Source organism: uncultured Granulicatella sp. (genome assembly GCF_963521425.1).
In the GTDB taxonomy this organism is placed as follows: Bacteria; Bacillota; Bacilli; order Lactobacillales; family Aerococcaceae; genus Granulicatella.
On the sequence record NZ_CAUQUN010000018.1, the window covers coordinates 1 to 23,928 of the forward strand.

Consider the following 23,928-nt stretch of genomic DNA (forward strand, 5'->3'; position numbering starts at 1 on the left):
AGAAACTTAAGTTAATCGTACTAATAATGAAGAATGTTAATGTTGTACGAATACTATTCCAAATTAACGGCAATGTTACATTGAAGAATTTACCAATTTTTCCTGCACCGTCTAGATCAGCTGCTTCATATAAGCTAGATGGAATATTTGCCATCCCAGCCATATACATTACCATATAATACCCAATTGCTTGCCAAATTAAAGCAAAGGCTAAAGAATAAATGACAACTCCTTGGTCTCCCAACCATAAACGTTCCAATGCTTTTGGTAAAATGGCATTTAATAAACCACCATTTGGATCATAAATCGCTGCAAATAAACCGGCAATAACTACAATTGATAAAATATTCGGAATATAGAAAATAATTCTAAAGAAATTATTTCCACGAATTTTCTCAGTTGTTAAAATTGATGCAAATAACACTGCTAAAACAACTGTTACAATCGTTACAATGACAATTAATAAAATTGTATTTTGAATTGTTCTTGAAAAATTCTCATCTTTCCATAAGGTTACAAAATTATCAAATCCTACAAATTGTTTGTTCTTTGAAAATCCACCCCAACGATACATGGACATTCTGAACACTTCAATCGTTGGATAAATTAAGAAAGTAAGAAATAATATAATGGCAGGTAATATACATGCTAGGATAAATCCTGCACGTTCTTTTTTCCGACGATTATTCATCTTCATGCTCCTATCTTTTATTTAAGTATAAAATAAAGCTGGGAATGGCTGCCTCCTGAAAGAAAACTCTTGGAACTTTGAAACTACTTAAAACTGAGTTTATCTTTCCGGAAGAGCCCCTTTTCCCAGCTCCTTTTCTATCCATTCAAACTAGTCGAAGAATTATTTTTCAACAGCCGCACTTAATTTTTGGCTAACTTCTTCAACTGATTTTTGCCAATCTGCTACAGATTTTTGACCAGATGCTACAGAGTCGATTTGACCGTATAATGTTTCTTTCATGTTTACACCTTCAACTGGTTTTGTAGCAATAAAGTTACCATTGATAACTCCGTCCACTTCATCTACAACTTTGTATAAGCTTTGTAATTCAGCAGGTAATTTGCTTGTTACACCTTGAATTGGTTGAGCAGCATTATGTTTAGCAAAGATTGCTGCTGCTTTATCAGAATATAAGAATGATAAGAATTCTTTAGCTTCTTTTTTGTTAGTTGCTGCTTCTGGAACCCAGATATGTTCGAAGAATGAGTAAACGAAACGTTTGCCACCTTTTTCGATTGCTGGAGCAGCGTTCATAGCCCATTTGAATCCATCAGCACGAGGAGCATCTTTCATTTCTCCAACTACCCATGTACCATTTGGCATGAATAAAGCTTTATTGTCTAATATTAATTGTTGGTTCTTAGTAAAGCTTTGTGGGTTAGCATTCGCTACTGTTGATGGTTCAACATTTTTCACTAATTCGCCTAATGCATTGAATGCTTTAGTTGCTCCTTCAGAAGCAAAAATTCCTTTTTCATAGCTCATTGCTTTGTTGAATAAATCAACACCACCAGCATTTGCTAATAATGCAGGGAAGAAGCTATCTAAGTATCCAGTTGTAGGATAAGTGAATAATGAAATTCCTTCTGCTTTTGCTTTTTCTGCTAATTCTTTCATAGCTGGCATATCTTTTGGAACTTCCCAGCCTTTTTGTTCGAATAAGCCTTGGTTATAGAATAAACCAGTTGGTGCATAGAACATTGGTGCTAAATAGTGTTTTCCATCACGATATGGATCTGTAACTGTAGAACCTAATACACCGTTTAATAATTTTTCAGAAACTTTTTTATCTTCTCCGTATACTTTCATATCGAATAAGTCAGAGATATCTGCTAAAGCTTTTTCTTTAATTAATGTTTCTGGTAAAGCTTTTTTACGTCCTAATGCAAGCATTACAACATCTGGGAAATCTCCCGCTTTCATTTTTGGTGAAAGTTCGTCTTCTAGTTCTTTACTAGATTGTAATTCAACTTTAACATTTGGATTTGCTTCTTCATAAGCTTTAATTAACTCAGGCCACATTTCTTTACCATATCCTGATTCAAGAGCAGCTAATTTAATTGTTTTCTTTTCCCCAGATTTAGTTTCTGCAGGTTTATCAGTAGTTGTTGCTTTATTACAAGCTACTAAACCAACAGTTGCTAAAAGAGCTGCACTTGATAAAACTAATTTCTTTTTCATAAATATTCCTCCTGTTTTCTCGAAAATTCTTCATTTTCGAAAGGTTATTCTTTTTTACCTCGACATCATAATACTATTAATAAAACGTTTACACAATCATTTTATTGCTATATTTTATAACAATATTGTTTTATATGGGAGAAAAATAGGAAAGAATCTGATTATGTTATAAATCGAATTCTTCCCTATAAATCTTTTATATTTTATCTATATATTTTTATTCAATTAGCAAAATTTACATCTTTAAAATGTTTACCACTCTTTGGGACTCCATAATTGTCCGTCTAATTGTGCCTTATAATGATCCACTCGCTCTTGTTGTTCCAACAATAATTGCTTACAAGCTTCTAAAAAGGCTCGTTCTTTATAATCTTGACATTCTTCTTGCCAAGTAGCAATTTGTTCTTCCATCCATTTAGAATCCATCTGCTTCATTCCCCATTTCTGAAAGCATCATCACTAATTCTTCTCTTTCTTGTTTCAACTCTACAATCCAATCTCTCACTTGCCTTGTATAAGTAGTTGAATATTGCTCTAATTTTTCATACATCCATTGTTCTTTTTCACTAAAAGAATGCGAACCATTTTCTAAATAATACAGATAATCTACTAGTAACTGCTGTTTTTGTGTTTCAGGTAAATATGGAAATTGATAAATAACAAATGGTGTTTGATAGTTCCACCCTAATTGATTTGCAAGAGCTTGATAAGGTCTCAGTAACTCTTCAATTCCAAATCCTACTGAACCACCCGCTGTATATCGATCTTTCTTAGCTCCTACTGTAACTACAATTCCCAGTTCTTTCTTCTTATTTTTTTGAGATAAATTCAACGTCAGCACTTCATCCATCCATTGCTTCATCACACTTGGACATTGATACCAATAAAATGGAAATTGAAAAATAATTCTGTCTGCTTCTAGAAGACAAGCTCGTTCTTTTCTCTTATCAAAATGATTATTTTCTTGTTCTGCTAAAATCGATTCTAAATGACGAATTTGAACCTGTTCTTCCCCTTTAACAGCGGCTAATAAAAATTGCTGAGAAGAAGATTGAGCGACATCAGGATGACTCATAATAATTAGTGTTTTAGTCATTAAATTTACCCTTTCTGATATTGATTTAGTAAAGCTTGACTATTTTCTACAAAATAAGAAATCGCATATTGTAACGCTGTATCATCTACTACAAAAGATGGATGATGCCATTCATAAGGACAACCTGTGCCAATAAAAGCAAAACATCCTGGAACATATTCCATATAATTCGCAAAATCTTCTGCTCCTAATGTTAATTCAGGAGTCACTAGCGTCGCAAATTGTGCTGTTGTTTCTTTTACAATGTTAGTTACTTCTTCATCATTATCTACAACTGGAGGTGTCATAATCCACTCCATATGTGCTTCTTGTCCATAAACGGCAGCCATTTGATGTACCATATGATCCATTAAACTACGAATTTTCTCTTGATCTTTTTTATAAAAAGTACGAATCGTACCTTCGAAGAAAACACGCTCTGGAATAACATTCCAAGTATTTCCCCCTTCAATATGAGAAATACTTAATACTGCAGGTGACAATGGTGAAACATGACGACTCACAATCGCTTGTAAATTCGTAATAATTTGACATGCTGTAACAATTGGATCATTCCCATTATGAGGAGCTGCCGCATGAGTTCCTACACCTTTTAATTCCACAGAAAATTGTCCCACAGCTGCCATTAGTGGCCCAGATTTAATCCCAATTGTTCCAACTGGTAATTCAGGCTTATTATGGAACCCAATAATGGCATCGACTCCCTCTAATACTCCTTCTGCAATTAAAGCACGAGCACCTCGATTCATTTCTTCTGCTGGTTGGAAAATGAATCGAATTTTTCCGTTTAAACTTTCTTCTTTTTCTTTTAAAATTTTCGCAGCCATTAATAAACTAGCTGTATGAAAATCATGCCCACAAGCATGCATCACTCCATCATGCTCTGAACGATAGTCTAAATCCGTTTGTTCATGAATCGGTAATGCGTCCATATCTGCTCGAAGAGCAATAATCGGGCCTTCTTTCTTTCCAATTTCTGCTACAACACCTGTTGGCGTTTGTAATGGACGATAAGAAATCCCCCATTCTGTTAATTTTTCTTGAATATATGCAGTTGTTTTAAATTCTTGTTCTGATAATTCCGGATAGCGATGTAATGTCCGTCTAATTTTCACCGCTTCTTGAATCCATTCTTCTTTCATATCAATCACCTCTTGAAAATCACTTATTTTCATTTTACTACAAACAAAGTAAAAAAACATGAGGAAACGCCTAAAGCTCCCTCATGTTTTAAATACTATGGGAATAGAAATGGATTTTATCTGATGTAAAGATGGACGCCAGTAGCCCCTACGGGTCTCTTGGCTAAAAATTGAGCCTAAGGTCTCAATTTTTCCAGTATAAGAAGCCATATTCTGGCTTCTTATACCTTCGTTACTTCAGAAAAATCCATTTCTATTCCCTTCCGCGTTATTCTAAACCACATAAAATTTCCAAATACAAAATTAAAAAAATGTTATTTTAATGTCATCAACAACGCCATTTTCAACATTTTTAACGTTTCAAAAAAATTTCATCCCCAACGCACTCTCATATTCTTCCGTTAAGAAAAGAATAGACTTCTTACCGTAGCACGAGTATTATCAGCCGTTCTTTTGGCTGATAATACTGGAAAATTCGAGACCTAGGCTCGAATTTTAGGCATGAGATTCGCTTTAGCGAAGCTGCTGCCGTCCATTGCTACAGTATAAGAAGTCTAATTCTTTTCAGTTTGCATGCGGTACATCTGAGCGTACACTCCGTCTTGCTCAACTAATTCAGCATGATTCCCTTGTTCAATAATCTCACCCTTATCCAACACAAAAATCTTATCCGCATGAACAATCGTAGACAAACGATGCGCAATCATAACCGTCGTACGGTCTTTCGACAGCACTTCCATCGCCTGCTGAATCATCCCTTCCGTTTGCGTATCCACATGAGAAGTCGCTTCATCCAACACTAAAATCGTTGGATTAAACGCTAACGCTCGCGCAAAAGAAATCAACTGACGTTCCCCAGATGAATACTCTGCTCCTTTATCTTGAATCAGCATATTCAACCCTTCTTCTGAACGATCTAAAATATGCTGACCACCCACTTGAATTAGTGCATTTTCCATCATTTCATTGGTGATAGAAGGATTCTCTAAGCCAATATTACTTCCTAAAGTTCCAGCAAATAAGTATGGATCTTGCAACACAATCCCCATCTTCTCACGCACTTTTCGTTGATTCGATAACGCAATATTTTGATCATCAATCCAAATTTCTCCATCCGTTGGGTCATAAAACCTAAATAACAAGTTCATAATCGTAGACTTACCAGAACCAGTATGCCCTACAAAAGCAACACTCTCACCCGCTTCAATTGTGAAGGAAATATTTTTCAATACAGGAGTTTTTCCATCATAAGAGAAAGATACATTTTTAAATTCTACTTTTCCATCTTCCATGACAAAATCAGCAGCCCCTGATTTCTCGATTGGTGTTTCCATTAATTCAATCACACGACCCCCTGCAGCAAAAGCATGTTGCAATCCAGCAAAAATTTGTACTAAATTATCAATCGGATCATAGAGACGATTAATATAGTCCACAATCGCATAAATAAATCCAGCCGTTAACCCTAATGTTCCTCCTAAATATTTCACACTTAAATATAAAACGGCAAACATTAAAGTAACATTTCTTAGAAACCCGACGACACTCCAGGCTAAGAAAGACTCTACCTTTAATTCTTCAAGACCTATTTTTTTCCAATCTTGAACAATGTCCTCATACTCTTTATCCACTAGTTTCTCTTGTTGAAACACTTGAATTATGGACATTCCTTGAATGATTTCATTCAATTTTCCGTTCATATTACTAAAGCTCTCACGAAGAGGACCTGTAAAAGCTCCTGCCTTTTTACTAAATACCACTTGCCATAAAAGAATAGCTGGAATGACTAATAATAAAGCAGCTCCTAAACGAATATTAAGAGAAAAAATAACAACATAAATTCCAACAATAATAATAATACTATTTAAAACATTGGCAGTTGCGGCAACAAAGAAATTTTGACGAATAACTTCCGTATCGTTTGTAATTTTTGAAACAACTTTTCCTGCTGGTAAGGAATCAAAATAACGGATAGGCAAATGTTGAATTTTATCGAATAACTCATCTCTTAAACGTTTTGTTAAACGATTCGACATTATACTTAAGATAAAGCGTCCAAAATAAGCCGATAACGCTGAAATGAGCAATAAGCCAAAATATACTGCGGCAAATTGAGTAATCTGCCCCCAATTAATGACTCCTGAATTTTCTGATGGTGTAATCACCAAATCAATAAATTGTTTTGCAACAATCGGAGCATACACCCCTGAAGCTGAAGCGAGTAATAATAAAATAAATCCAATGAAAAAGGAACGTTTTTCATAACGAATATAGCTTAATAACCAAAAAATTGTTTTTAGCATTCTTCGCTCACCTCTCCTTCTTCTAATTCTTGTTTCAAGTATTGTTCATAATACCAGCCTTTTTGTTCCAGTAACTCTTCATGAGTTCCCCTTGCAACAATCTGACCCTCTTCAAATACTAAAATACAGTCTGCATGTCGAATTGCAGATAACCGGTGTGCTGTAATAATATTGGTTTGAGCAAGTCTTTCTGATTTCAGATGACCTACAATTTGTTTTTCTGTCTTTGCATCAACAGCTGATAAGGCATCATCAAGTAATAAAATTTCAGCATTTCTTAATAATGCACGGGCAATGGATAATCGTTGTTTTTGTCCACCACTTAGAGTAATCCCTTTTTCGCCAATCGTTGTTTCCAATTGTTCTGGCATTCGACGAATATCTTCCGCTATCGCAGCTTGTTCTAGCACATCCCATACAACCTGTTCTGTAATTTCCTTATTAGCAAGTTTTAAGTTTTCTAAAATGCTCTTTGAAAATAACACATGTTCTTGTGGCACATACGCCATTAATGCATCCACTGCTTGACGTTTCCAATGAACTAATTCCTTCTGATTCAGTAAAATCGTTTCATTCTTATAAGGATATTGATGTAAGAGCTGTTTTAGGAAGGTCGTTTTCCCTGAACCTGTTTTCCCGACAATTCCAATCGTTTGTCCTTTTTTTATACTGACCGTAATATTTTTCAATGTTGGGCTTTCTTCACCAGGATAAGTAAAGGAGAAATTCTCAAAACGAATTTCTTCGAATTGTCCTAAGTCTTCCTGTCCATCTTCTTCTAAATCATCGCTTGTTTCGAATAATTCAAAAATTCTCTCAAATGAAACTTTCCCTTGTTGAATCATTACAACAAGGTCTCCAATTAAAGCCAATGGGAAGACTAATAAACCGATATAGATTGGAAACGAAACTAAGCTCCCTAATAAAATTTTCCCTTCTTGAACAAGTCCTCCACCATAAATCAACCCAATCAACATACAAATTCCTACAACAACTTGTGCTAATGGAATAAATAACATTCCCAATTTAGCTACTGCAATATTTTTTTGAAAAGAATCTTCTGTTTTCTGCTGGAAAATTTGACTCATTCTCTCTTCCTGCCCATATGCTCGAATGACATAAGTTCCATCAATCATTTCTAATACTTCTGCATTCATATCAGAAATAGCCTTTTGAGCATCCCCATACACTATTTCAATTTTATCCGTTAAACGATACAGTGCATAGGCTAATACCGGCATCGGTAAAACGGAAATAAGGGTCAACTCCCACCAAACATTTATCACCATATTCGACAAAACGGATAAAGTAATAAAGAATGCATTCAGAAAAGCAAATACTCCAAATCCTACTAAATTCCCAATTGTTTCAAGGTCTTCACTTGAACGAGTTACAATATCTCCAACTCTAAACTTTGTATAAAAAGGTGCTTTTTTCCAAAGTAATTGTTTCATCGTTCCTAATCGTAAATTGGTAATATAGTCAAAACGTCCAAACCATATCCAATACATTAATGCAGAGTCTAATATATAAACTCCTACTAATGATAAGAAAAAGAATCCCATATATCCTAAAAGTTGTTCTTGCGTCAACGATTGATCCACAATCGCATTGACAATTTGTCCTAATATTTTTGCAGGAACAACTAATAAATAACTATTTAAAATTGCACTACATACAATAATGACATATCTCACCCAGTGCTTTTTAAAATAAACGCCTAGGTGTTTCATAATGACTTTCATATTTCCTCCTTACTCCCACAGAAATTTGACAAAAAAAGACTAGTTCCGTATACATATATACACAACTAGTCCCTCCACTTTTATCTATGAAAAAAAGCTAACCACCTACCACAGCAGACAGTTAGCCTCATTTCGCAAAACCAAAAATAATTAAAGTGAGTATATTAATACATTGTCATATTCTGTAAGGAGATTTTAGTTGTTTTGTTCAATTGTTGATGTTTTCCATTTAAGTTGTTCATTACAACTACCTCCTTCATATTATTTGTTAAACACTTTTGCTTAACACACTCATCGTACACCTAAATAAGATTTTTTGCAAGTGAATTTTTACACGCTTATACCATATAAATGTAAAAATGATAAAATTCTTTCTTCATGTGTTAGTCGATTAAACGTTGGTAAGTTATCTACATACTTTATTTTAATAGACATTCTTTTTGCTAATGGTGATAAAATATTACTCAAATATATTCCAAATAATCCAGAAACTAAAATTGTTGTTGGTTTAAATTGAAACTCTACAAACATTTCTAAAAATTCTTCTTGAATTGTTTTTGGATCAATCGCATGTATTAACTTGGTATAGGCAACGGCATCTTTATCTGCCATTTCAATCACAAATGGGATATTATGTTTCGATAATTCCGAACTCACTAATTCTTGAACTCCAATTCTAACTTGCATTGAAACATTCACTGTAGCTTCAATTCTCTCCATAAATTTAGCAAATTCAAACTCTGAAATTTGTAAATCAGCTGGAGTATTTTGGACATAATAATGATATTTTAGAATATCTTTTAACGTCAACATTTTTTCTTGCTGAACATAATTTACTTGTTTTGTACGTTGGTTATACGTAAATACTGGAAAGGATTGATAATAATTTTTTTGTTGTTTATTCCAAACTAACTCTAATTTTTGAAGATTTCCTTCTTGTAAAACTAGTGTTAATACTTGTTCTACAAATTTTCTATATTGATTTGTAACAGAAACACTTCTTCCAATATTTTCCTCTGTAAAATTTAAAATATTCGGTAATACTTCAAATTTCTCAACGTCAATTCCTAATCTTTCCATTCTTTGAATTTCAGTATCATCCAACTCAGATTTAGAATTGTATCGGATTTGAATTCCTTTTGATAACCATCTTAAATCCAATTCTGATTGATGTATGTCTCTTTCTAATCGACATTTCTTTTCAATTGTTGTTAGAAACGCTAAATCTTCTTCATTCTTTAATAATTGAATTACTAAACCTTTAGTATGATTCTTCTCAAATTGAAATACGAATTTTGTTTCACCTTTTAATGTTCTAAATACAACATGACCTTTTTTGGATGAAATCTTATTTAATTCTTGCTCTATTTGCAAGGCTAATGCATACATAGATGAAGTCATCTAATCCTTCTCTCTTCAATAAATTTCCTACTAATATTATCATAGTTTAAATAAAATATCATGGTATTTATAAAATTACTTGCATAAAAAAGGATTAACGGTAATTCCGTTAATCCTTTTATCTCTTAATCTCTAATAAAATTAGCCAGCAACAACTTGTGTACCGCCATCACCTTTTAATACTTCAGCGATATTTTCTAATGAAGTAATGATAGCTTTACCTTGTGGATAGTTTTCAACAAATGCAATTGCTGCTTCAACTTTTGGTAACATTGAACCAGGAGCAAATTGATTTTCTCCAATATATTTTTTCAATTCGCTAGTTGTTACAGTTTCTAATTTTTGTTGATCTGGTTTATTGAAGTTTACATATACATTGTCAACACCTGTTAACACGATGAATAAGTCTGCTCCAACTAATTCAGATAATGTTTGACTTGCAAAGTCTTTATCGATAACTGCTTCAACACCTGTTAAGAATTTAGTTTCTGGGTCTTCAACAACTGGGATACCTCCCCCACCTGCTGTAATGACAACAGTACCTGAAGCGATTAAGTTTTTAACTGTATTGACTTCTTTAATTCCAACTGGTTTTGGTGATGGAACTACTTTACGGTAACCACGACCTGAATCTTCTTTAAATGTTGCACCAGTAGCTGCTGCTTGTTCTTTAGCTTCTTCTTCAGTTAAGAATGGTCCAATTGGTTTAGTTGGATTTGAGAATGCTGGATCGTCTTTAGAAACGATTACTTGTGTTACTACTGCAGCTACATCTTTTTTAATGCCACGTGCTTGTAATTCATTCACTAATGCATTTTGTAACCAGAATCCGATTGATCCTTCTGTCATCGCAACACATGTATCTAAAGGCATTGCTGGATTTTTTTCTGAATCAGCTGCTGCTTGTTGTAATAATAAGTTACCAACTTGTGGTCCATTACCATGAGTAACAACTAATTCGTCGCCATTTTCAATGAATTGTACTAAGTATTTTGCTGTTTGAATTAATGCTTCTTGTTGTGCTTTTGCTGAAGCATCTGATGATAAAATTGCGTTACCGCCTAACGCTACTACGATTTTACGTGACATTTTTATAAACTCCTTTATGATTAAAACTAAATCTTATACTATTTTTTACTTGCTAAACGATATACTGCTTCCGCATAAATATCCATTGAATCAAATATATCTCTTAACGACATTTTTTCATTTTCCATATGGAATGTAATTGGTGAATCGGGGAATACTGCTCCATAAGCAACACAATTTTTCATAGTACGAGCAAAAGTTGCTCCTCCTGAAGATTGTGGTAAATGAGTTGTATCACCAGTTTTTTCTTGGTATACAGCCATTAGTGTATCCACTAGAACGCTATCTAACGGAACATACAATGGTCCTAAATAATCATATTCTTCATACTCTAATCCAAATTCTTTAGCTTTTTCAGATAGAGTTTTGACAATTGCATCTTTATCTGCTAATACTGGAATTCGGATATCAATACGAATTTCTGATTTTTCTGGTGTAATCGTCACACCTGCTACATTAAATGTTAAACCACCTGATGGTTCATCTTCAATTTTCCCTAAAATACTACTACCTGTAGCATCTTCTCCAACTTCTTCTGAAATAAATGCTAATGCTGAATGATCCACAACTGAATAAAGTCCTTTTACTAAGCGAACTAATGCATTCACACCAAGTGGTGCATCTTTTGCATGTTTAGAAACCCCAAGAACAGTCACTTCATCATTCTGCGTTTCATATTCAAATTTTAATGAAGATAATTTTTCTAATACTTGAGAAAAATACTCTCCTTTATAAGATGCTTTTCCTGGAACTACATTAAAAGCATCTCCTGAATGAAAGTCTAAAACATCGCTTCCTGGTCCATGCAATTTTACTTGTAATAAACCTTTTTCAGCATATGTTAACGGAAACTCTGCATCAGGTGCAAATCCCATTGTTGCTACTTCTTCTAACTCTCCATAACGAGCTAAACAACGCCATAATGTTTCTTCATCAGTCCCAAAAATGAATCGAATTCGCTTATCAAATTCAACCCCAGCATCCATTAATGCTTTTACAGCATACAAAGCTGCCATTGAAGGACCTTTATCATCTTGAGTCCCTCTCCCATATAAGAAACCATCTTTTAGAACAGCTTCAAATGGTGGGGTATCCCAATTATTTAAATCTCCCGCTGGAACAACGTCCAAGTGACATAAAATAGCTAATGACTCTTCGCCACTTCCAACTTCAGCATATCCATAATATCCTTTCGGATCAATGTATGTGCTAAAGCCTAATTCACGACACAAAGCCAATGCATCTTCTAATGCGAACTGAATATCTTTTCCAAAAGGAGTATCTCCTTCACCTTCATTTAAGACAGAAGGAATACGGACCAATCTTTTAATTGATTCAATACATTCTTCTTTATGTTTTTCTGTAATAAATGTGCTCATCGTATCCTCCTTAAGAATAAGAAATCCCCCCTTTATTACGAGGGGAGTTCTTAAAATGTTTATTTAACTTTCCATTAAATATTAATGAATGTTCCTAAGATTAATAATAGGATTGAAACGCCCATTACAATACCTACTAATTTAGCAACAAATTTCCACCAAGTTGTAATTTCGATACGTCCTAATGCTAATGCACCCATAACGATACCAGAAGTTGGTGATAGTAAGTTTAGTACCCCATTTGCTGATTGGAAAGCAGTAATTACTAATGATTGAGATACATTTACGAATTCTCCTAAAGGAGCTAAGATACCAATTGTAGCACCTGCTAAACCTGAAGAAGAAGGAATTAAGAATGATAATGGTAAGTAGAAGATGTATGTTAATACAATAAATACTTGTGCTGATAAACCTGACAATGCATGTTCACCAAAGTTCAAGATTGTAGCAGTAATCATACCATCGTTCATAATTACTTGGATACCACGAGCTAATGCACAAATTAAGGCAACACCTAATAAATCTGCAGCACCTGTCATAAATACTTGAATGAATTTTTCTTCTTTCATTCTATAAGTAATACCAACTAATACAGCCATCATTAAGAATAACATTGTAATTTCTGGGAAGTACCATTCACCTAAAGGTAATGATTGACCAAACACTTGTCCAACGAATGGAAGACCTACAATAAATTCATTAATTTTTTCAAATACATGAATGTTAAATTTAGCCCATGGAATTAAACTTAAGATCATAATAATGAATGTTAAAATAAATACTGTTAATACAGCTTTTTGTTTTCCGCTTAACTCAGCATTAGTTTGTTCAACATTGAAGTAAGTTAAATCAGCTTCACGAGTTGCATATGTGTAAGACTTAGAATGATCTTTTTCCACTTTACTTGCATAGTTATATACATAGAATGCTGAAATTGCCCACATTACAACGAAGAAGATTAAACGTAATCCAATACCTTCTGCAACACTAATACCAGCAGCATCAGAAGCTACCCCTGTTGCGAATGGGTTAACAGTTGAAGCTAAACATCCGATTTGAGAACCAACTAATACAATTGCAACCCCAGTAATTGTATCAAACCCTACTGCTAACATTACTGGAACGATTAATGGATAGAATGCCATTGTTTCTTCACCCATACCATAAGTTGTTCCGCCTAATGCGAATAAGAACATTAATATAGGAATTAACGCTTTTTCACGTCCTTTATATTTACGAACGATAGAAGCAATACCTACGTCAAGTGCTCCTGTTTCAGTTACAACTCCTAAGAATCCACCTACCATTAAAATAAAGAATGATACCTGAATAGCACCTTCAGTTTTAATGCCAATTTCATTTGGTTGACCTTCATTTAATTTATGATCACGTCCTAACATACCATAAACCGGAGCCATCACAACATCATAAAAACCTTGAGGGTTTGAATCAACTTGTTGATAAGTACCAGCGATTAAGTTACCATCTTCTGTTTTATCATATTGTCCAGCTGGAATAATCCAAGTAAATAAAGCCATAATTGCAATGATAATGAATAAAACAGTATATGAAGAAGGCATTTTAAAACCTTTTTTTTCAGCTACTTGTTCAGCCATAATAATATCCTCCATCTATCTATAAAAAAGGCCATTCTGATTCTGATTCAACATCAGAACCAGAATGGCTTTCTATGTTACTTTTTGTTATTAAACTTTGTTTACAAATAAGTTACCTGCAGTTAAAGCCATGATTGCTTTAATTGAGTGCATACGGTTTTCTGCTTGATCGAATTGACGAGCATATTTACTACGGAATACTTCATCAGTAACTTCCATTTCTTTAATACCAAATTCTTCAGCAATTTTTTTACCGTATTCTGTTTCAGTATCATGGAATGCTGGTAAGCAGTGTAATACGATTAAATCTTCGTTTTCAGCTTTACGAACTAAGTCCATGTTGATTTGGTAAGGTTGTAATAAGTTTACACGTTCAGTGAATTTGTCTTCTTCACCCATTGATACCCATACGTCTGTGTATAATACATCTGCGCCTTTAACAGCTTTTTCAGCTTCATCAGTAATTAATACACGAGCTCCGCTTTCTTTAGCATATCCTTCAGCTAAAGCAACGACTTCTGGCTCTGGGAATAATTCTTTTGGTGAGAAGATATGAACGTTTACACCTAAGATTGCACCTGTTACTAATAAGCTGTTTGCAACGTTGTTACGTCCGTCACCACAGTAAACTAATGTTAAACCTTCTAATTTACCGAAGTTTTCTTTAACAGTTAAATAGTCAGCAATCATTTGTGTTGGATGCCATGCATCTGTTAAACCATTCCATACAGGAACACCAGCGTATTTCGCTAAGTCTTCACAGACTTGTTGGCTGAATCCACGGAATTCGATTCCATCAAACATACGGCCTAAAACTTTAGCAGTATCTTCCACTGATTCTTTTTTACCTAATTGGATATCGTTTTTACCTAAATATTCTGGGTGAGCACCTAAGTCGATTGCTGCAGTTGTGAAAGCTGCACGAGTACGAGTAGATGTTTTTTCGAATAATAAGGCAATGTTTTTACCTTCTAGGAATTTATGTGGAACACCACGTTTTTTCAAATCTTTAACGTGCGCTGAGAAGTCGATTAAATATTCGATTTCTGCACGAGAAAAATCTTTTTCTTTTAAAAAGCTACGGCCTTGGAACACTTGTGTCATATTTGGAATGACTCCTTTCAAAATTGTAATTCTAAATTAATTATATCATATAATATTCTGTTTTAAATTATAAATTTTCACGTTCGAATGGCATTGACATACAACGTGGGCCACCACGACCACGAACTAATTCACTACCGCGAATTTTGTGTAATTTAATACCATATTTTTCTAGGATTTCGTTTGTAACAACGTTACGGTCGTATACAACTACTTCCCCTGGTGCAATTGTTAATGTATTAGAACCATCGTTCCATTGTTCACGAGCAGCTTCTACAGGATCGCCGCCACCACAAGGGATTAATGTTACAGAAGGTAAGCCTAATGCTTTAGCTAATACATTTTCTAATTTATCTTCAGTTAATTCAATATTAAGCGCACCATTTTCTCCTTTTGTAATAGAGAATACTTTTAATCCGCCTTGAATTTCTGGATGGATAGTGAATTTATCATAATCGATATGTGTAAATACAGTATCTAAGTGCATGAATTTACGGTTTTCACCAATTACGAATGCTAATACTTGTTTGAAATCAGTTTCAGCAAATAATTTTTGAGCAATTTTTTCAATTGAACGAGCATCTGTACGTTGAGAAATACCTACAGCTAATACTTCCTTAGAAAGAACTAACTCATCTCCACCTTCGATACGAGTATCTTCAGTACGGTTGTAGAAGAATGGAACTTTTCCATTTCCATATACTGGGTGATAAGTGAAAATATATTTACCGTAAATTGTTTCACGATTACGTGTATCTGCATACATGTGATTTAATGAAACACCGTTTGCCATTGTAGCAAATGGATCACGTGTGAAGTATAAGTTTGGCATTGGGTCTACTACAAATGGATAATCTGTTTCGTACATACCTGCTAAAGTTGTAGCTTCTGCTTGAACTTCAGTTTTACGGAAACCTTCCATTGTTTTTAATACCAAATCAAATGTTGGTAATGATAGTAAGTGTTCTTTAATCGCTTTTTGAGAAGCAACACTTGCTACACCTGCTTCTGATAACCATTCATCTACAAATTCTTCGCGAACACCTGCAGCATCGATTGCTTCAGCTGCTAATTGCTCTAAGTATAAAACTTCTACTCCTGCGTTACGAAGAGTTTCTGCAAATGCATCATGTTCTTTTTGAGCATCTTCTAAATATGGAATATCATCGAATAATAAACGCTCTAAATAGTCTGGCATCAAATTTTCTAACTCTTTACCTGGGCGATGCAAACAAACTTTTTTTAAGCGTCCAATTTCAGAAAATACGTGAATTGGGTTTGACATATTAGCCACCATCCTAAATAAAATTTGAACAGTTATGAATTCATAGCTTAGGAAACAGAACAATAAGTTGATCGGACTTATTTTTAAGTTCCATTTCCTTATGCACCTATCTTACTGCTAAATGAATTCGTTTTCAAGTTAGTTTTTAGTTAAAATATCTTTTTATGATTTTATTCTGACATTTAAATTCAAATGATTTTTTTCACTTTCTATTTTTCATTTTCTTTCATTTTAGTTCCCTTATTTTTCTTGCCAATTAAGCATTAAAGTTTAATTGTTTATCTACTTTTAAATATAACTTTCACAAGAAAATATTTTCTTTTTGTGAAATGTTTTTTCACGACGTTTTTTATATTTTTTATTTTTGAAAACTCTTATTTTATATAATTTAACATTAATTTTTTTAATCCTTTTTTAATCTTAATCGGTTACATTCTTTATTTTCTCTCTATTTACTGATTTTTTTATTATTTATTTAGTTTTATTTTCTCTGAATAAATGGTTAAAAAAAACGATAGCCTATTCTTCTATCGTCTTTACATTCTTAAAATTATTTTCGATCATCGATTTTTCGAATGAAACTTCCTAATAAATTCCCAATGAGAGAAATTACTCCATATACTCCTATATAAAAACTAGCTGTTTCATTATAAAAAATAAAAATCGTTGGAATAAAAAGTACCATTACCAAAATAGAATACACTAAAGAAAACAAATATTTTATACCGTATACAATAGCACTCAAAAAACACACGATAGGAAATAGTATCCATAACATTAACATTTCACTTTCTCGGTCGATTAAGGGTAATCCATAAAAAGTTAACGCAATGATTATTAGATAAGCGAATTGATTTTTTATCTTTTTCATATCCTTCACTCCTAGTTTTTATTGTTCTATTATAAATTATAAAAAATAGTTTTTTTCAATATAATCTTATACTTCATCCCCTTCATCTTCACCACCCAAACCATTCCACACCTAAAATCATCACTAAAAGTTGGGCTATCACAATAAAAGGAACAAATGCAACTCTTTTTATTCGCTCTTTTTTAATAATTAGCAGCAACCCCAATACTCCTCCACCTACTACAAATGAAAGTAATCCAATAAGTACAATTTCTTTGATGGGATACCACAAGGCAACTGTCGCTAAATAATAACAATCCCCCAACCCAAACACTTCTTCCTTCCATAGCAAATAACCTACTATATAAATCCACCCATATAAACCAAGGGCCACTAACGTTGATAGAAAGTATAAATTCTCTAATAAGCTCCTCAACCCAATTACAATATGAAGTAATCCGACTATCGCTAATCCTTTCGGATAGATTACTTGCTCTTGTAAATCCGTTAAACTACAAAAAATTGCTAGACTCATCAATAGCCACAGATCCAGCAATCCCCTCCATTCTCTTCCATTCCAGATTCCTGTCATGAGCATGAACATACAGCCGGATATAACTTCTACAATCCAATAACGAGGTGAAATTTTTCTCCCACAATATCGACATTTCCCTCTTAGCCAGAACCACGAAAGAACTGGAATCAAATCTTTCCAACTTAATTCATGCAAGCACTTGGCACAATGAGAATGCCCTCGTATAAAATCTTCTTCCTTTTGTAATCTTAAAGCCACTACATTCAAAAAACTTCCGATACATGACCCCACTATAAAACTTATAAAGCACATAAAAAAGCACTCCTTTCGATTTCAGCTTTCGTTATTTTCCCTTCCATAATATAACTATGCTTTTTTTCGAAAAAAATGCTTTTTATTTTTAACTTTCTATTATAATTTCTTCTTTTGCTGTTTCTTCTTTGTACAAACCTGAATAATCTTTATACCAATCAAAAATATGACTAATAATAACTTTTAAAACAGCATAACCAGGTACTCCTAACAATAATCCTACTAACCCAAAGATTTTACCAGTCGTTAATAGCACCACTAAAATGGTTACTGGATGCATTTGTAAAGAGTTTCCTAAAATTAATGGTGAAACAAGTCTTCCTTCTAATGTTTGCTCAATGACAAAAACAATAAATACTTGGACAAACATCCAAGGAGAGATAACAAAACCGACAATTAATGCTGGTAAAATCCCAAAGAATGATCCAACATATGGAATCACATTTAATGCACCCGCTAAAATCGCAATAGTAATTCCATAAGGTAATCCAATAATCGCATATCCAATCGAGAACATAATCGCTACCGCAATCGCTACTGTTAATTGTCCTCTAATATAAGAACTAATTTGTTGATTCATTTCTGTTAAAACGATACTCATTCGTCTACGAGAACGAGTTGGAAAAACCTGAAGTACTGCAGGTAAAATTTTTTCTCCATCTTGTAATAAGTAGAATAACAGAATTGGCATTGTAATAATTCCAATCATAAATTCTCCAACAGCTCCAACAACATTTCCAATTCCGCTAAATGTTACATTCAATAGTCCATTCACTCTAGTCCCTAATGACTGCAAGAAATCCATGTTAATTCCATTAAGTTGTTCTTGCACTGCTGAAAAAGTATTACTTTGTACAACCCGTTCAACTTGTTCACTAATAATTTTGTAATAAATGGGTAATTGAGTCACTAATTCTCTCAACTGTTTTTCTACAATCGGAATAAAGCTAAAAATTGCTGCCAATAACAACACAATTAGTAAAATAAAGTTCAGTAAGATTGCAATCGATTTATGAACTCCTTTTTTCACTAAAAAATCCTGAATTGGTTTAATCATATAAAATAAAATTCCAGCACCTACCATTGGAAACCCAATAATGGAAAAAATTCCCTTCAATGGAGAAAAAATATAGGCAATTTTAGTAAATACAAAAATATTAATTAACAGCAGTAAAATAATTAACAATGTACTCACTAATTGATTATTTAAAACCCATTTCCAAAACCATGATTTTGATGAAGTTGTGTGTTCTGATTCTTCCATTCAAGGCACCTCGTTTTCTAAAATTTAGTTCTAGTGTATCACATTTTTATCTAAATAAAAGTTTTTGAGAATAAATTTTTTATTTTTTAAAAGAACCGTGCTACTATATTTTCAATGATACATTAAGGAGTTGATTTATATGACTGAAAAGTTCTATTTAGGTACTTATACAAAACGTGTGAGTAAAGGAATTTATGCTGTTCAATTAGATACTGAACAAAAACAATTATCCAATTTGTCTTTAGAAGCAGAAATTGAAAACCCAACTTATCTTGCTTTAAACGCTGACCATTCACTACTAGCAGCAGTTTCAAAGGAAGAAACTGGTGGAATTACCGTGTTTAATACACAACAAGCAGAAACTTTAACCAAAGTTTCTCACTACCATGATACAACAGCCGTTCCTTGTTATATTGCATTTAACAAAGAATCCAATCATCTATTAGCTGCTAATTATCATGAAGGACATGTTTCTTCTTACAAATTTGATGCAGCAGTCACATTAGTAGATCGCGTCACTCATCCTTCTCTTGAAGATAAACAGCCTCATGTTCATTATACTGACTATACGCCTGATGAAAAATGGATTGTAGTCTGTGATTTAGGAAGTGATATTGTAGCTACTTATCAACAAGACGGAGAAAAACTTCAACGTGTTTCTACTTATAATAGTAGAAAAGGAGCAGGACCTCGTCATTTAGCTTTCCACCCTACACTACCAATTGCTTACTTAATCTGCGAATTGAATGCTAGTATTGAAGTGTTAGGGTATGACGCTGAAAATGGAAGCTTTACTTTTATCGAACAACACTTATTAACAACAACTGAGCAACAAGCCTGGGGTGGTGCGATTCATCTGACAAGCAATGGGAATTTCCTATACGCAAGTAATCGTGGTTATGATCGTATTTATGTTTTTCAAGTGCACGAGGAAACAGGCTCATTAACATTTGTAGCTGATTATGATACTTTTGGAAGTGTCCCACGTGATTTCCATTTAAGTAAGGATGAACGCTTTATAGTAATTGGACATCAAGAATCCGACAACTTAACTCTTTATGAACGTGACAGCCAAACAGGAACATTAACACTTTGTCAAAAAGACTTCTTCGCTCCAGAAGTTGTTTGCGTCATTCCGGTTTAAATTAAAAGAAGACTTTTCTATCGCTAGCACACTTTGCTACTTTAGAAAAGTCTTTGTTTATGCACTCACCAATTAGCACACGCCAAAATGAGAAAGACTTTTCTATGTAGCATGAGACTCGCATTTTGCGATGTTGCTGCCGTCCTTTACTACATTAGGAAAGTCTTTCGAATACTCGTATATTATAAATTAACTGTTGCTTCACCAATTTTAGAAGATGCTGATGCATTTCCTGTTGTAATTGATAAGTTTGCAATTTTATCCATATTTGTTAAAGCTACAATCATAGGAGTATCTTTACCAGCTGCTTTTACAGCTTCTAAATCTACAGTAGAAATCACAGTATTTTGATCTACACGTTGTCCAACTGTTACAACTGTATCAAAAGGCGCTCCTTGTAATTCAACTGTATCGATTCCCATATGTAATAATACTTCTACGTCATTATCTGTTTTAATTCCTACAGCATGTTTTGTTGGGAAAACATTAATCACTTCCCCAACTACAGGTGAAGTAATCACTCCAGAAGTTGGTAATACAGCATAACCGTCTCCCATGAATTTTTGAGAAAATACTGGATCATTAATTTCTGTGATAGCCACTACTTCTCCTTCTGCAACTGCAAACAATTCTAATTCAGGAGTTACTTCTTTTTTTGCTTTCTTTTTGAAAAATCCGAACATCTAATCATCCTCTCAACTTATTTATCGCTAGTATATCATATTTTTGTATTTTTTTTGAATAAAAACCTTATTCCTTTTATCTTTTTTTATTTTTTTATAGAAATTTTACTCATAAACCTTTATACTTACATTCAGACATTATAAAGGAGTGATTTTTTGATTACGATGATTGAAATCATTAAAACAATAATTTTAGGAATTATTGAAGGGGTAACTGAATGGTTACCGATTAGTAGTACAGGACATTTAATTTTAGCGAATGAAATTTTAAAATTGGATGTTAGTCCAAAGTTTCAAGATATGTTTAATGTAGTCATCCAACTTGGTGCAATCTTTGCTGTGGTGATTTTATACTTTAACAAATTAAATCCATTTGAAGGTAAAAAAAATCGCAAAGAATTTTTAGCGACAATTGAGCTATGGAAAAAAGTTATTATCGGTTGTATTCCTGCTATCGTTGGAGGATTATTATTAAATGACTTTATGGATGAATACTTTAATAAAGCAATTGTCATTGCAACAACTTTAATTGTTTACGGGATTGCATTTATTATTATCGAGCGTCGTCATAAAACAGTTGAACCTCGCATTCATTCATTTGAAGAACTAGATTATATAACAGCTATTAAAATTGGTTTATTCCAAACTCTAGCTTTAATCCCAGGAACTTCTCGTTCTGGTTCTACCATTTTAGGGGGATTATTAGTTGGAACGAATCGTTTTGTTGCGACTGAGTTTTCTTTCTTTATGAGTATTCCAATTATGTTTGGAGCAAGTGGACTTAAATTATTAAAATTTGGATTCCACTATACAAGTGCAGAATTGATTATTTTATTAGTAGGATCAGTAGTTTCTTTCTTCGTTTCACTAATTGTGATCAAATTCTTATTGAGCTATTTAAAACGAAACGACTTCCAAGCATTTGGTTGGTATCGAATTATCCTAGGGATTATCGTATTAGCTAGTTCATTCTTTTTGAAATAGTATTTAAAAAACAGCCAGCAGAATTATCTGCTGGCTGTTTTCTTTTCCATTATTGACAAGCGACTGCTTGGATTTCTACTAGTGCATTTTTAGGTAATGCTGCTACTTGGAAAGCAGCACGTGCTGGGCAGTTTTCTTTGAAATAAGTGGCATAAACTTCATTCATTTGTTGGAAATGAGCAATATCACTTAAATAAATGGTTGTACTTACTACATTTTCTAAACCCATACCTGCTTGTTCTAAAATCACTTGAATATTTTTCAATGATTGATGTGTTTGGCTAACAATATCTTCTCCTGCAAATTCTCCTGTTTCTGGCACAATTGGTAATTGCCCTGAAATATATAAGAAATTTCCTGAACATAATACTCCTTGCGAATACGGTCCAATTGCTGCTGGCGCTTTATCTGTATGAATAATTTTTTTCATCTTTCTCTCCTTTAAATAAATACATATTTTTTCATTCTCTCACAAGCTTCTTGAATTCTTGTAAATGGTAATGCTAAGTTTAATCGAATATGAGTTGGGCCATTAAAAATTCTACCATCTTGCCAAGCCACTCCCACATCTGATCCTCTTCTTTGTAATTCATCAATTGTAATACCATTTTTTTCTAAATACTCCTTACAATCGATAAAAATCACATAGGTACCTTCTGTATTTGTTACGGATACTCCTTCAAAATGATCACGAATGTAGTCGCAAACATAGGTCATATTTTGATATAATACTTGTCTTAATTCTTCCAGCCACTCATAGCCTTCTGGTTGATAAGCTCCCATTAGTGCATGCATTGATAATACATTCATCACATTATAATGAGACTTACTACCTTTTGCATTCACTCTATCACGTAATAAATCGCTATAAATAATATGATAAGCAGCTACTAAGCCAGCTAAGTTAAATGTCTTACTCGGTGCATAAAATGCTATCGTACGATTCTTAGCATCTTCAGACACACTTTGAGTTGGAATATGTTTCACTCCTGGCATCACTAAATCCGACCAAATCTCATCAGAAATAACCGTAACATCATATTTTTTATAAATAGCCATTACTTTTTCTAATTCTTCACGATTCCAAACACGACCTGTTGGATTATGTGGGGAACAGAAAATAGATACATGAATATGATATTTGCGAATTTTTGCTTCCATATCTTTATAATCGATACGGTAAACACCTTCTTCATCTTTCACTAATGGACTTAGTACAATATTAAACCCATTATTTTTTAAAACTTCTGTAAATCCTCCATAAGTTGGACTATGCACTAAAATAGAGTCACCTGGTGAAGCAAAAGAAGTTAATGCTGAAACAACTCCTCCTAACACACTATTGTGATAACCAATATGTTTTGCAGTTAATCCTTCAACTTGATGGTGAAATTGGTGCCAACGAATAATGGCATTATAATATTCTTTTGGTTGCATGAAATATCCAAAAACTGGATGTTCTAAACGTTCTTTCATTGCTTGAATAACGGTTGGAACTGTCGCAAAGTTCATATCTGCAATCCACATAGGAATTACATCGAACTCTTCCTTAGGTGGGTTTGGTGCTTTACCTGGAATCAAACCTAATCCGTCAACAGCCATCGCATCTTTTCCATGACGGTTTATTTCTGTTGTAAAATCATATTTCATCATATTTCTCCTTTACCCCTCTAGTGTAGTAGTACTAGTATAGCAGAAATCTGTCATTGAACAAAGAAAAGCTACTATCTTCTACCAAACAAAGAAATAGACTTTCCCAGTAAGAAAAGCCTTAGCCTCTTGGAAAGTCTATAATTTATTCT

Annotated in this window: 21 protein-coding genes; 2 read left to right on the plus strand and 19 right to left on the minus strand. The window is 33.5% G+C overall.

Annotated features, from left to right (window positions below):
* The 16 genes from RWO76_RS05595 to RWO76_RS05670 all read right to left on the minus strand — a co-directional run.
* Positions 1-691, minus strand: a 691-nt coding sequence (locus tag RWO76_RS05595) for a sugar ABC transporter permease (protein ID WP_314354685.1), incomplete at its 3' end; no start/stop codon positions are given.
* 162 nt (positions 692-853) lie between these two features.
* Positions 854-2,194: a carbohydrate ABC transporter substrate-binding protein gene (locus tag RWO76_RS05600; RefSeq protein ID WP_314354686.1), complete on the minus strand. Its 1,341-nt coding sequence runs from the start codon at positions 2,192-2,194 to the stop codon at positions 854-856.
* Positions 2,195-2,446: 252 nt separating this feature from the next.
* Positions 2,447-2,620 carry a hypothetical protein gene (locus RWO76_RS05605; protein ID WP_314354687.1) on the minus strand — a complete coding sequence of 58 codons (174 nt, stop codon included), beginning with the start codon at positions 2,618-2,620 and terminating at the stop codon, positions 2,447-2,449.
* A complete protein-coding gene (locus tag RWO76_RS05610) occupies positions 2,610-3,290 on the minus strand; it encodes an NAD(P)H-dependent oxidoreductase (protein WP_314354688.1) in 681 nt (226 codons plus the stop codon). Before RWO76_RS05610 ends, RWO76_RS05605 begins: the two co-directional genes overlap by 11 nt.
* A 5-nt stretch (positions 3,291-3,295) precedes the next feature.
* Positions 3,296-4,432, minus strand: a complete 1,137-nt coding sequence (locus RWO76_RS05615) for an amidohydrolase (protein ID WP_314354689.1) — start codon at positions 4,430-4,432, stop codon at positions 3,296-3,298.
* A gap of 554 nt (positions 4,433-4,986) precedes the next feature.
* On the minus strand, positions 4,987-6,735 hold the full coding sequence (locus tag RWO76_RS05620) for an ABC transporter ATP-binding protein (RefSeq protein ID WP_314354690.1): 1,749 nt from the start codon (positions 6,733-6,735) through the stop codon (positions 4,987-4,989).
* Complete coding sequence (locus RWO76_RS05625; protein WP_314354691.1) at positions 6,729-8,480, minus strand: ABC transporter ATP-binding protein; 1,752 nt, start codon at positions 8,478-8,480, stop codon at positions 6,729-6,731. Before RWO76_RS05625 ends, RWO76_RS05620 begins: the two co-directional genes overlap by 7 nt.
* A 330-nt stretch (positions 8,481-8,810) precedes the next feature.
* A complete protein-coding gene (locus tag RWO76_RS05630; protein ID WP_314354692.1) occupies positions 8,811-9,881 on the minus strand; it encodes a DUF6930 domain-containing protein in 1,071 nt (356 codons plus the stop codon).
* Between the two features lie 141 nt (positions 9,882-10,022).
* The gene (arcC, locus tag RWO76_RS05635) at positions 10,023-10,970 is read right to left on the minus strand and encodes a carbamate kinase (RefSeq protein WP_314354693.1); all 948 of its coding nucleotides are present in this window, start codon (positions 10,968-10,970) and stop codon (positions 10,023-10,025) included.
* Positions 10,971-11,008: 38 nt separating this feature from the next.
* Positions 11,009-12,349 carry a M20 family metallopeptidase gene (locus tag RWO76_RS05640; protein WP_314354694.1) on the minus strand — a complete coding sequence of 447 codons (1,341 nt, stop codon included), beginning with the start codon at positions 12,347-12,349 and terminating at the stop codon, positions 11,009-11,011.
* Positions 12,350-12,423: 74 nt separating this feature from the next.
* Positions 12,424-13,965, minus strand: coding sequence for a YfcC family protein (locus tag RWO76_RS05645; protein ID WP_314354695.1), 1,542 nt, complete (start codon positions 13,963-13,965; stop codon positions 12,424-12,426).
* Positions 13,966-14,055: 90 nt separating this feature from the next.
* Positions 14,056-15,069, minus strand: coding sequence for an ornithine carbamoyltransferase (argF, locus tag RWO76_RS05650; protein WP_314354696.1), 1,014 nt, complete (start codon positions 15,067-15,069; stop codon positions 14,056-14,058).
* Between the two features lie 67 nt (positions 15,070-15,136).
* Entirely contained in the window at positions 15,137-16,354 is a 1,218-nt protein-coding gene (arcA, locus tag RWO76_RS05655; RefSeq protein ID WP_314354697.1) for an arginine deiminase, read from the minus strand.
* Between the two features lie 550 nt (positions 16,355-16,904).
* Positions 16,905-17,225: a hypothetical protein gene (locus RWO76_RS05660; RefSeq protein WP_314354698.1), complete on the minus strand. Its 321-nt coding sequence runs from the start codon at positions 17,223-17,225 to the stop codon at positions 16,905-16,907.
* Positions 17,226-17,313: 88 nt separating this feature from the next.
* Complete coding sequence (locus RWO76_RS05665) at positions 17,314-18,051, minus strand: prepilin peptidase (RefSeq protein ID WP_314354699.1); 738 nt, start codon at positions 18,049-18,051, stop codon at positions 17,314-17,316.
* 88 nt (positions 18,052-18,139) lie between these two features.
* Entirely contained in the window at positions 18,140-19,315 is a 1,176-nt protein-coding gene (locus RWO76_RS05670) for an AI-2E family transporter (RefSeq protein ID WP_314354700.1), read from the minus strand.
* 139 nt (positions 19,316-19,454) lie between these two features.
* Here RWO76_RS05670 and RWO76_RS05675 point away from each other — a divergent pair, with 139 nt between their 5' ends.
* Positions 19,455-20,459 (plus strand): lactonase family protein, encoded by a 1,005-nt coding sequence (locus RWO76_RS05675; RefSeq protein ID WP_314354701.1) that lies wholly within the window; start codon positions 19,455-19,457, stop codon positions 20,457-20,459.
* A gap of 182 nt (positions 20,460-20,641) precedes the next feature.
* Here the strand turns inward: RWO76_RS05675 and RWO76_RS05680 are convergent, their stop codons facing one another.
* Positions 20,642-21,142 (minus strand): PTS glucose transporter subunit IIA, encoded by a 501-nt coding sequence (locus RWO76_RS05680; RefSeq protein WP_314354702.1) that lies wholly within the window; start codon positions 21,140-21,142, stop codon positions 20,642-20,644.
* Between the two features lie 165 nt (positions 21,143-21,307).
* On the opposite strand from RWO76_RS05680, the gene RWO76_RS05685 reads away from it, so the two are divergent.
* The gene (locus RWO76_RS05685; RefSeq protein ID WP_314354719.1) at positions 21,308-22,126 is read left to right on the plus strand and encodes an undecaprenyl-diphosphate phosphatase; all 819 of its coding nucleotides are present in this window, start codon (positions 21,308-21,310) and stop codon (positions 22,124-22,126) included.
* A gap of 49 nt (positions 22,127-22,175) precedes the next feature.
* Here RWO76_RS05685 and RWO76_RS05690 read toward each other — a convergent pair whose 3' ends face one another.
* Both RWO76_RS05690 and RWO76_RS05695 read right to left on the minus strand, forming a co-directional pair.
* Positions 22,176-22,556 carry a RidA family protein gene (locus tag RWO76_RS05690; RefSeq protein WP_314354703.1) on the minus strand — a complete coding sequence of 127 codons (381 nt, stop codon included), beginning with the start codon at positions 22,554-22,556 and terminating at the stop codon, positions 22,176-22,178.
* Between the two features lie 11 nt (positions 22,557-22,567).
* Positions 22,568-23,776, minus strand: a complete 1,209-nt coding sequence (locus tag RWO76_RS05695) for an aminotransferase class I/II-fold pyridoxal phosphate-dependent enzyme (protein WP_314354704.1) — start codon at positions 23,774-23,776, stop codon at positions 22,568-22,570.
* Between the last annotated feature and the right edge of the window lie 152 nt (positions 23,777-23,928).

Coding starts and splice junctions, on each gene's coding strand:
- RWO76_RS05600 (WP_314354686.1), bottom strand. CDS start 2,194: ATGAAAAAGAAATTAGTTTTATCAAGTGCAGCTCTTTTAGCAACTGTT.
- RWO76_RS05605 (WP_314354687.1), bottom strand. CDS start 2,620: ATGGATTCTAAATGGATGGAAGAACAAATTGCTACTTGGCAAGAAGAA.
- RWO76_RS05610 (WP_314354688.1), bottom strand. CDS start 3,290: ATGACTAAAACACTAATTATTATGAGTCATCCTGATGTCGCTCAATCT.
- RWO76_RS05615 (WP_314354689.1), bottom strand. CDS start 4,432: ATGAAAGAAGAATGGATTCAAGAAGCGGTGAAAATTAGACGGACATTA.
- RWO76_RS05620 (WP_314354690.1), bottom strand. CDS start 6,735: ATGCTAAAAACAATTTTTTGGTTATTAAGCTATATTCGTTATGAAAAA.
- RWO76_RS05625 (WP_314354691.1), bottom strand. CDS start 8,480: ATGAAAGTCATTATGAAACACCTAGGCGTTTATTTTAAAAAGCACTGG.
- RWO76_RS05630 (WP_314354692.1), bottom strand. CDS start 9,881: ATGACTTCATCTATGTATGCATTAGCCTTGCAAATAGAGCAAGAATTA.
- arcC (WP_314354693.1), bottom strand. CDS start 10,970: ATGTCACGTAAAATCGTAGTAGCGTTAGGCGGTAACGCAATTTTATCA.
- RWO76_RS05640 (WP_314354694.1), bottom strand. CDS start 12,349: ATGAGCACATTTATTACAGAAAAACATAAAGAAGAATGTATTGAATCA.
- RWO76_RS05645 (WP_314354695.1), bottom strand. CDS start 13,965: ATGGCTGAACAAGTAGCTGAAAAAAAAGGTTTTAAAATGCCTTCTTCA.
- argF (WP_314354696.1), bottom strand. CDS start 15,069: ATGACACAAGTGTTCCAAGGCCGTAGCTTTTTAAAAGAAAAAGATTTT.
- arcA (WP_314354697.1), bottom strand. CDS start 16,354: ATGTCAAACCCAATTCACGTATTTTCTGAAATTGGACGCTTAAAAAAA.
- RWO76_RS05660 (WP_314354698.1), bottom strand. CDS start 17,225: ATGAAAAAGATAAAAAATCAATTCGCTTATCTAATAATCATTGCGTTA.
- RWO76_RS05665 (WP_314354699.1), bottom strand. CDS start 18,051: ATGTGCTTTATAAGTTTTATAGTGGGGTCATGTATCGGAAGTTTTTTG.
- RWO76_RS05670 (WP_314354700.1), bottom strand. CDS start 19,315: ATGGAAGAATCAGAACACACAACTTCATCAAAATCATGGTTTTGGAAA.
- RWO76_RS05675 (WP_314354701.1), top strand. CDS start 19,455: ATGACTGAAAAGTTCTATTTAGGTACTTATACAAAACGTGTGAGTAAA.
- RWO76_RS05680 (WP_314354702.1), bottom strand. CDS start 21,142: ATGTTCGGATTTTTCAAAAAGAAAGCAAAAAAAGAAGTAACTCCTGAA.
- RWO76_RS05685 (WP_314354719.1), top strand. CDS start 21,308: ATGATTGAAATCATTAAAACAATAATTTTAGGAATTATTGAAGGGGTA.
- RWO76_RS05690 (WP_314354703.1), bottom strand. CDS start 22,556: ATGAAAAAAATTATTCATACAGATAAAGCGCCAGCAGCAATTGGACCG.
- RWO76_RS05695 (WP_314354704.1), bottom strand. CDS start 23,776: ATGAAATATGATTTTACAACAGAAATAAACCGTCATGGAAAAGATGCG.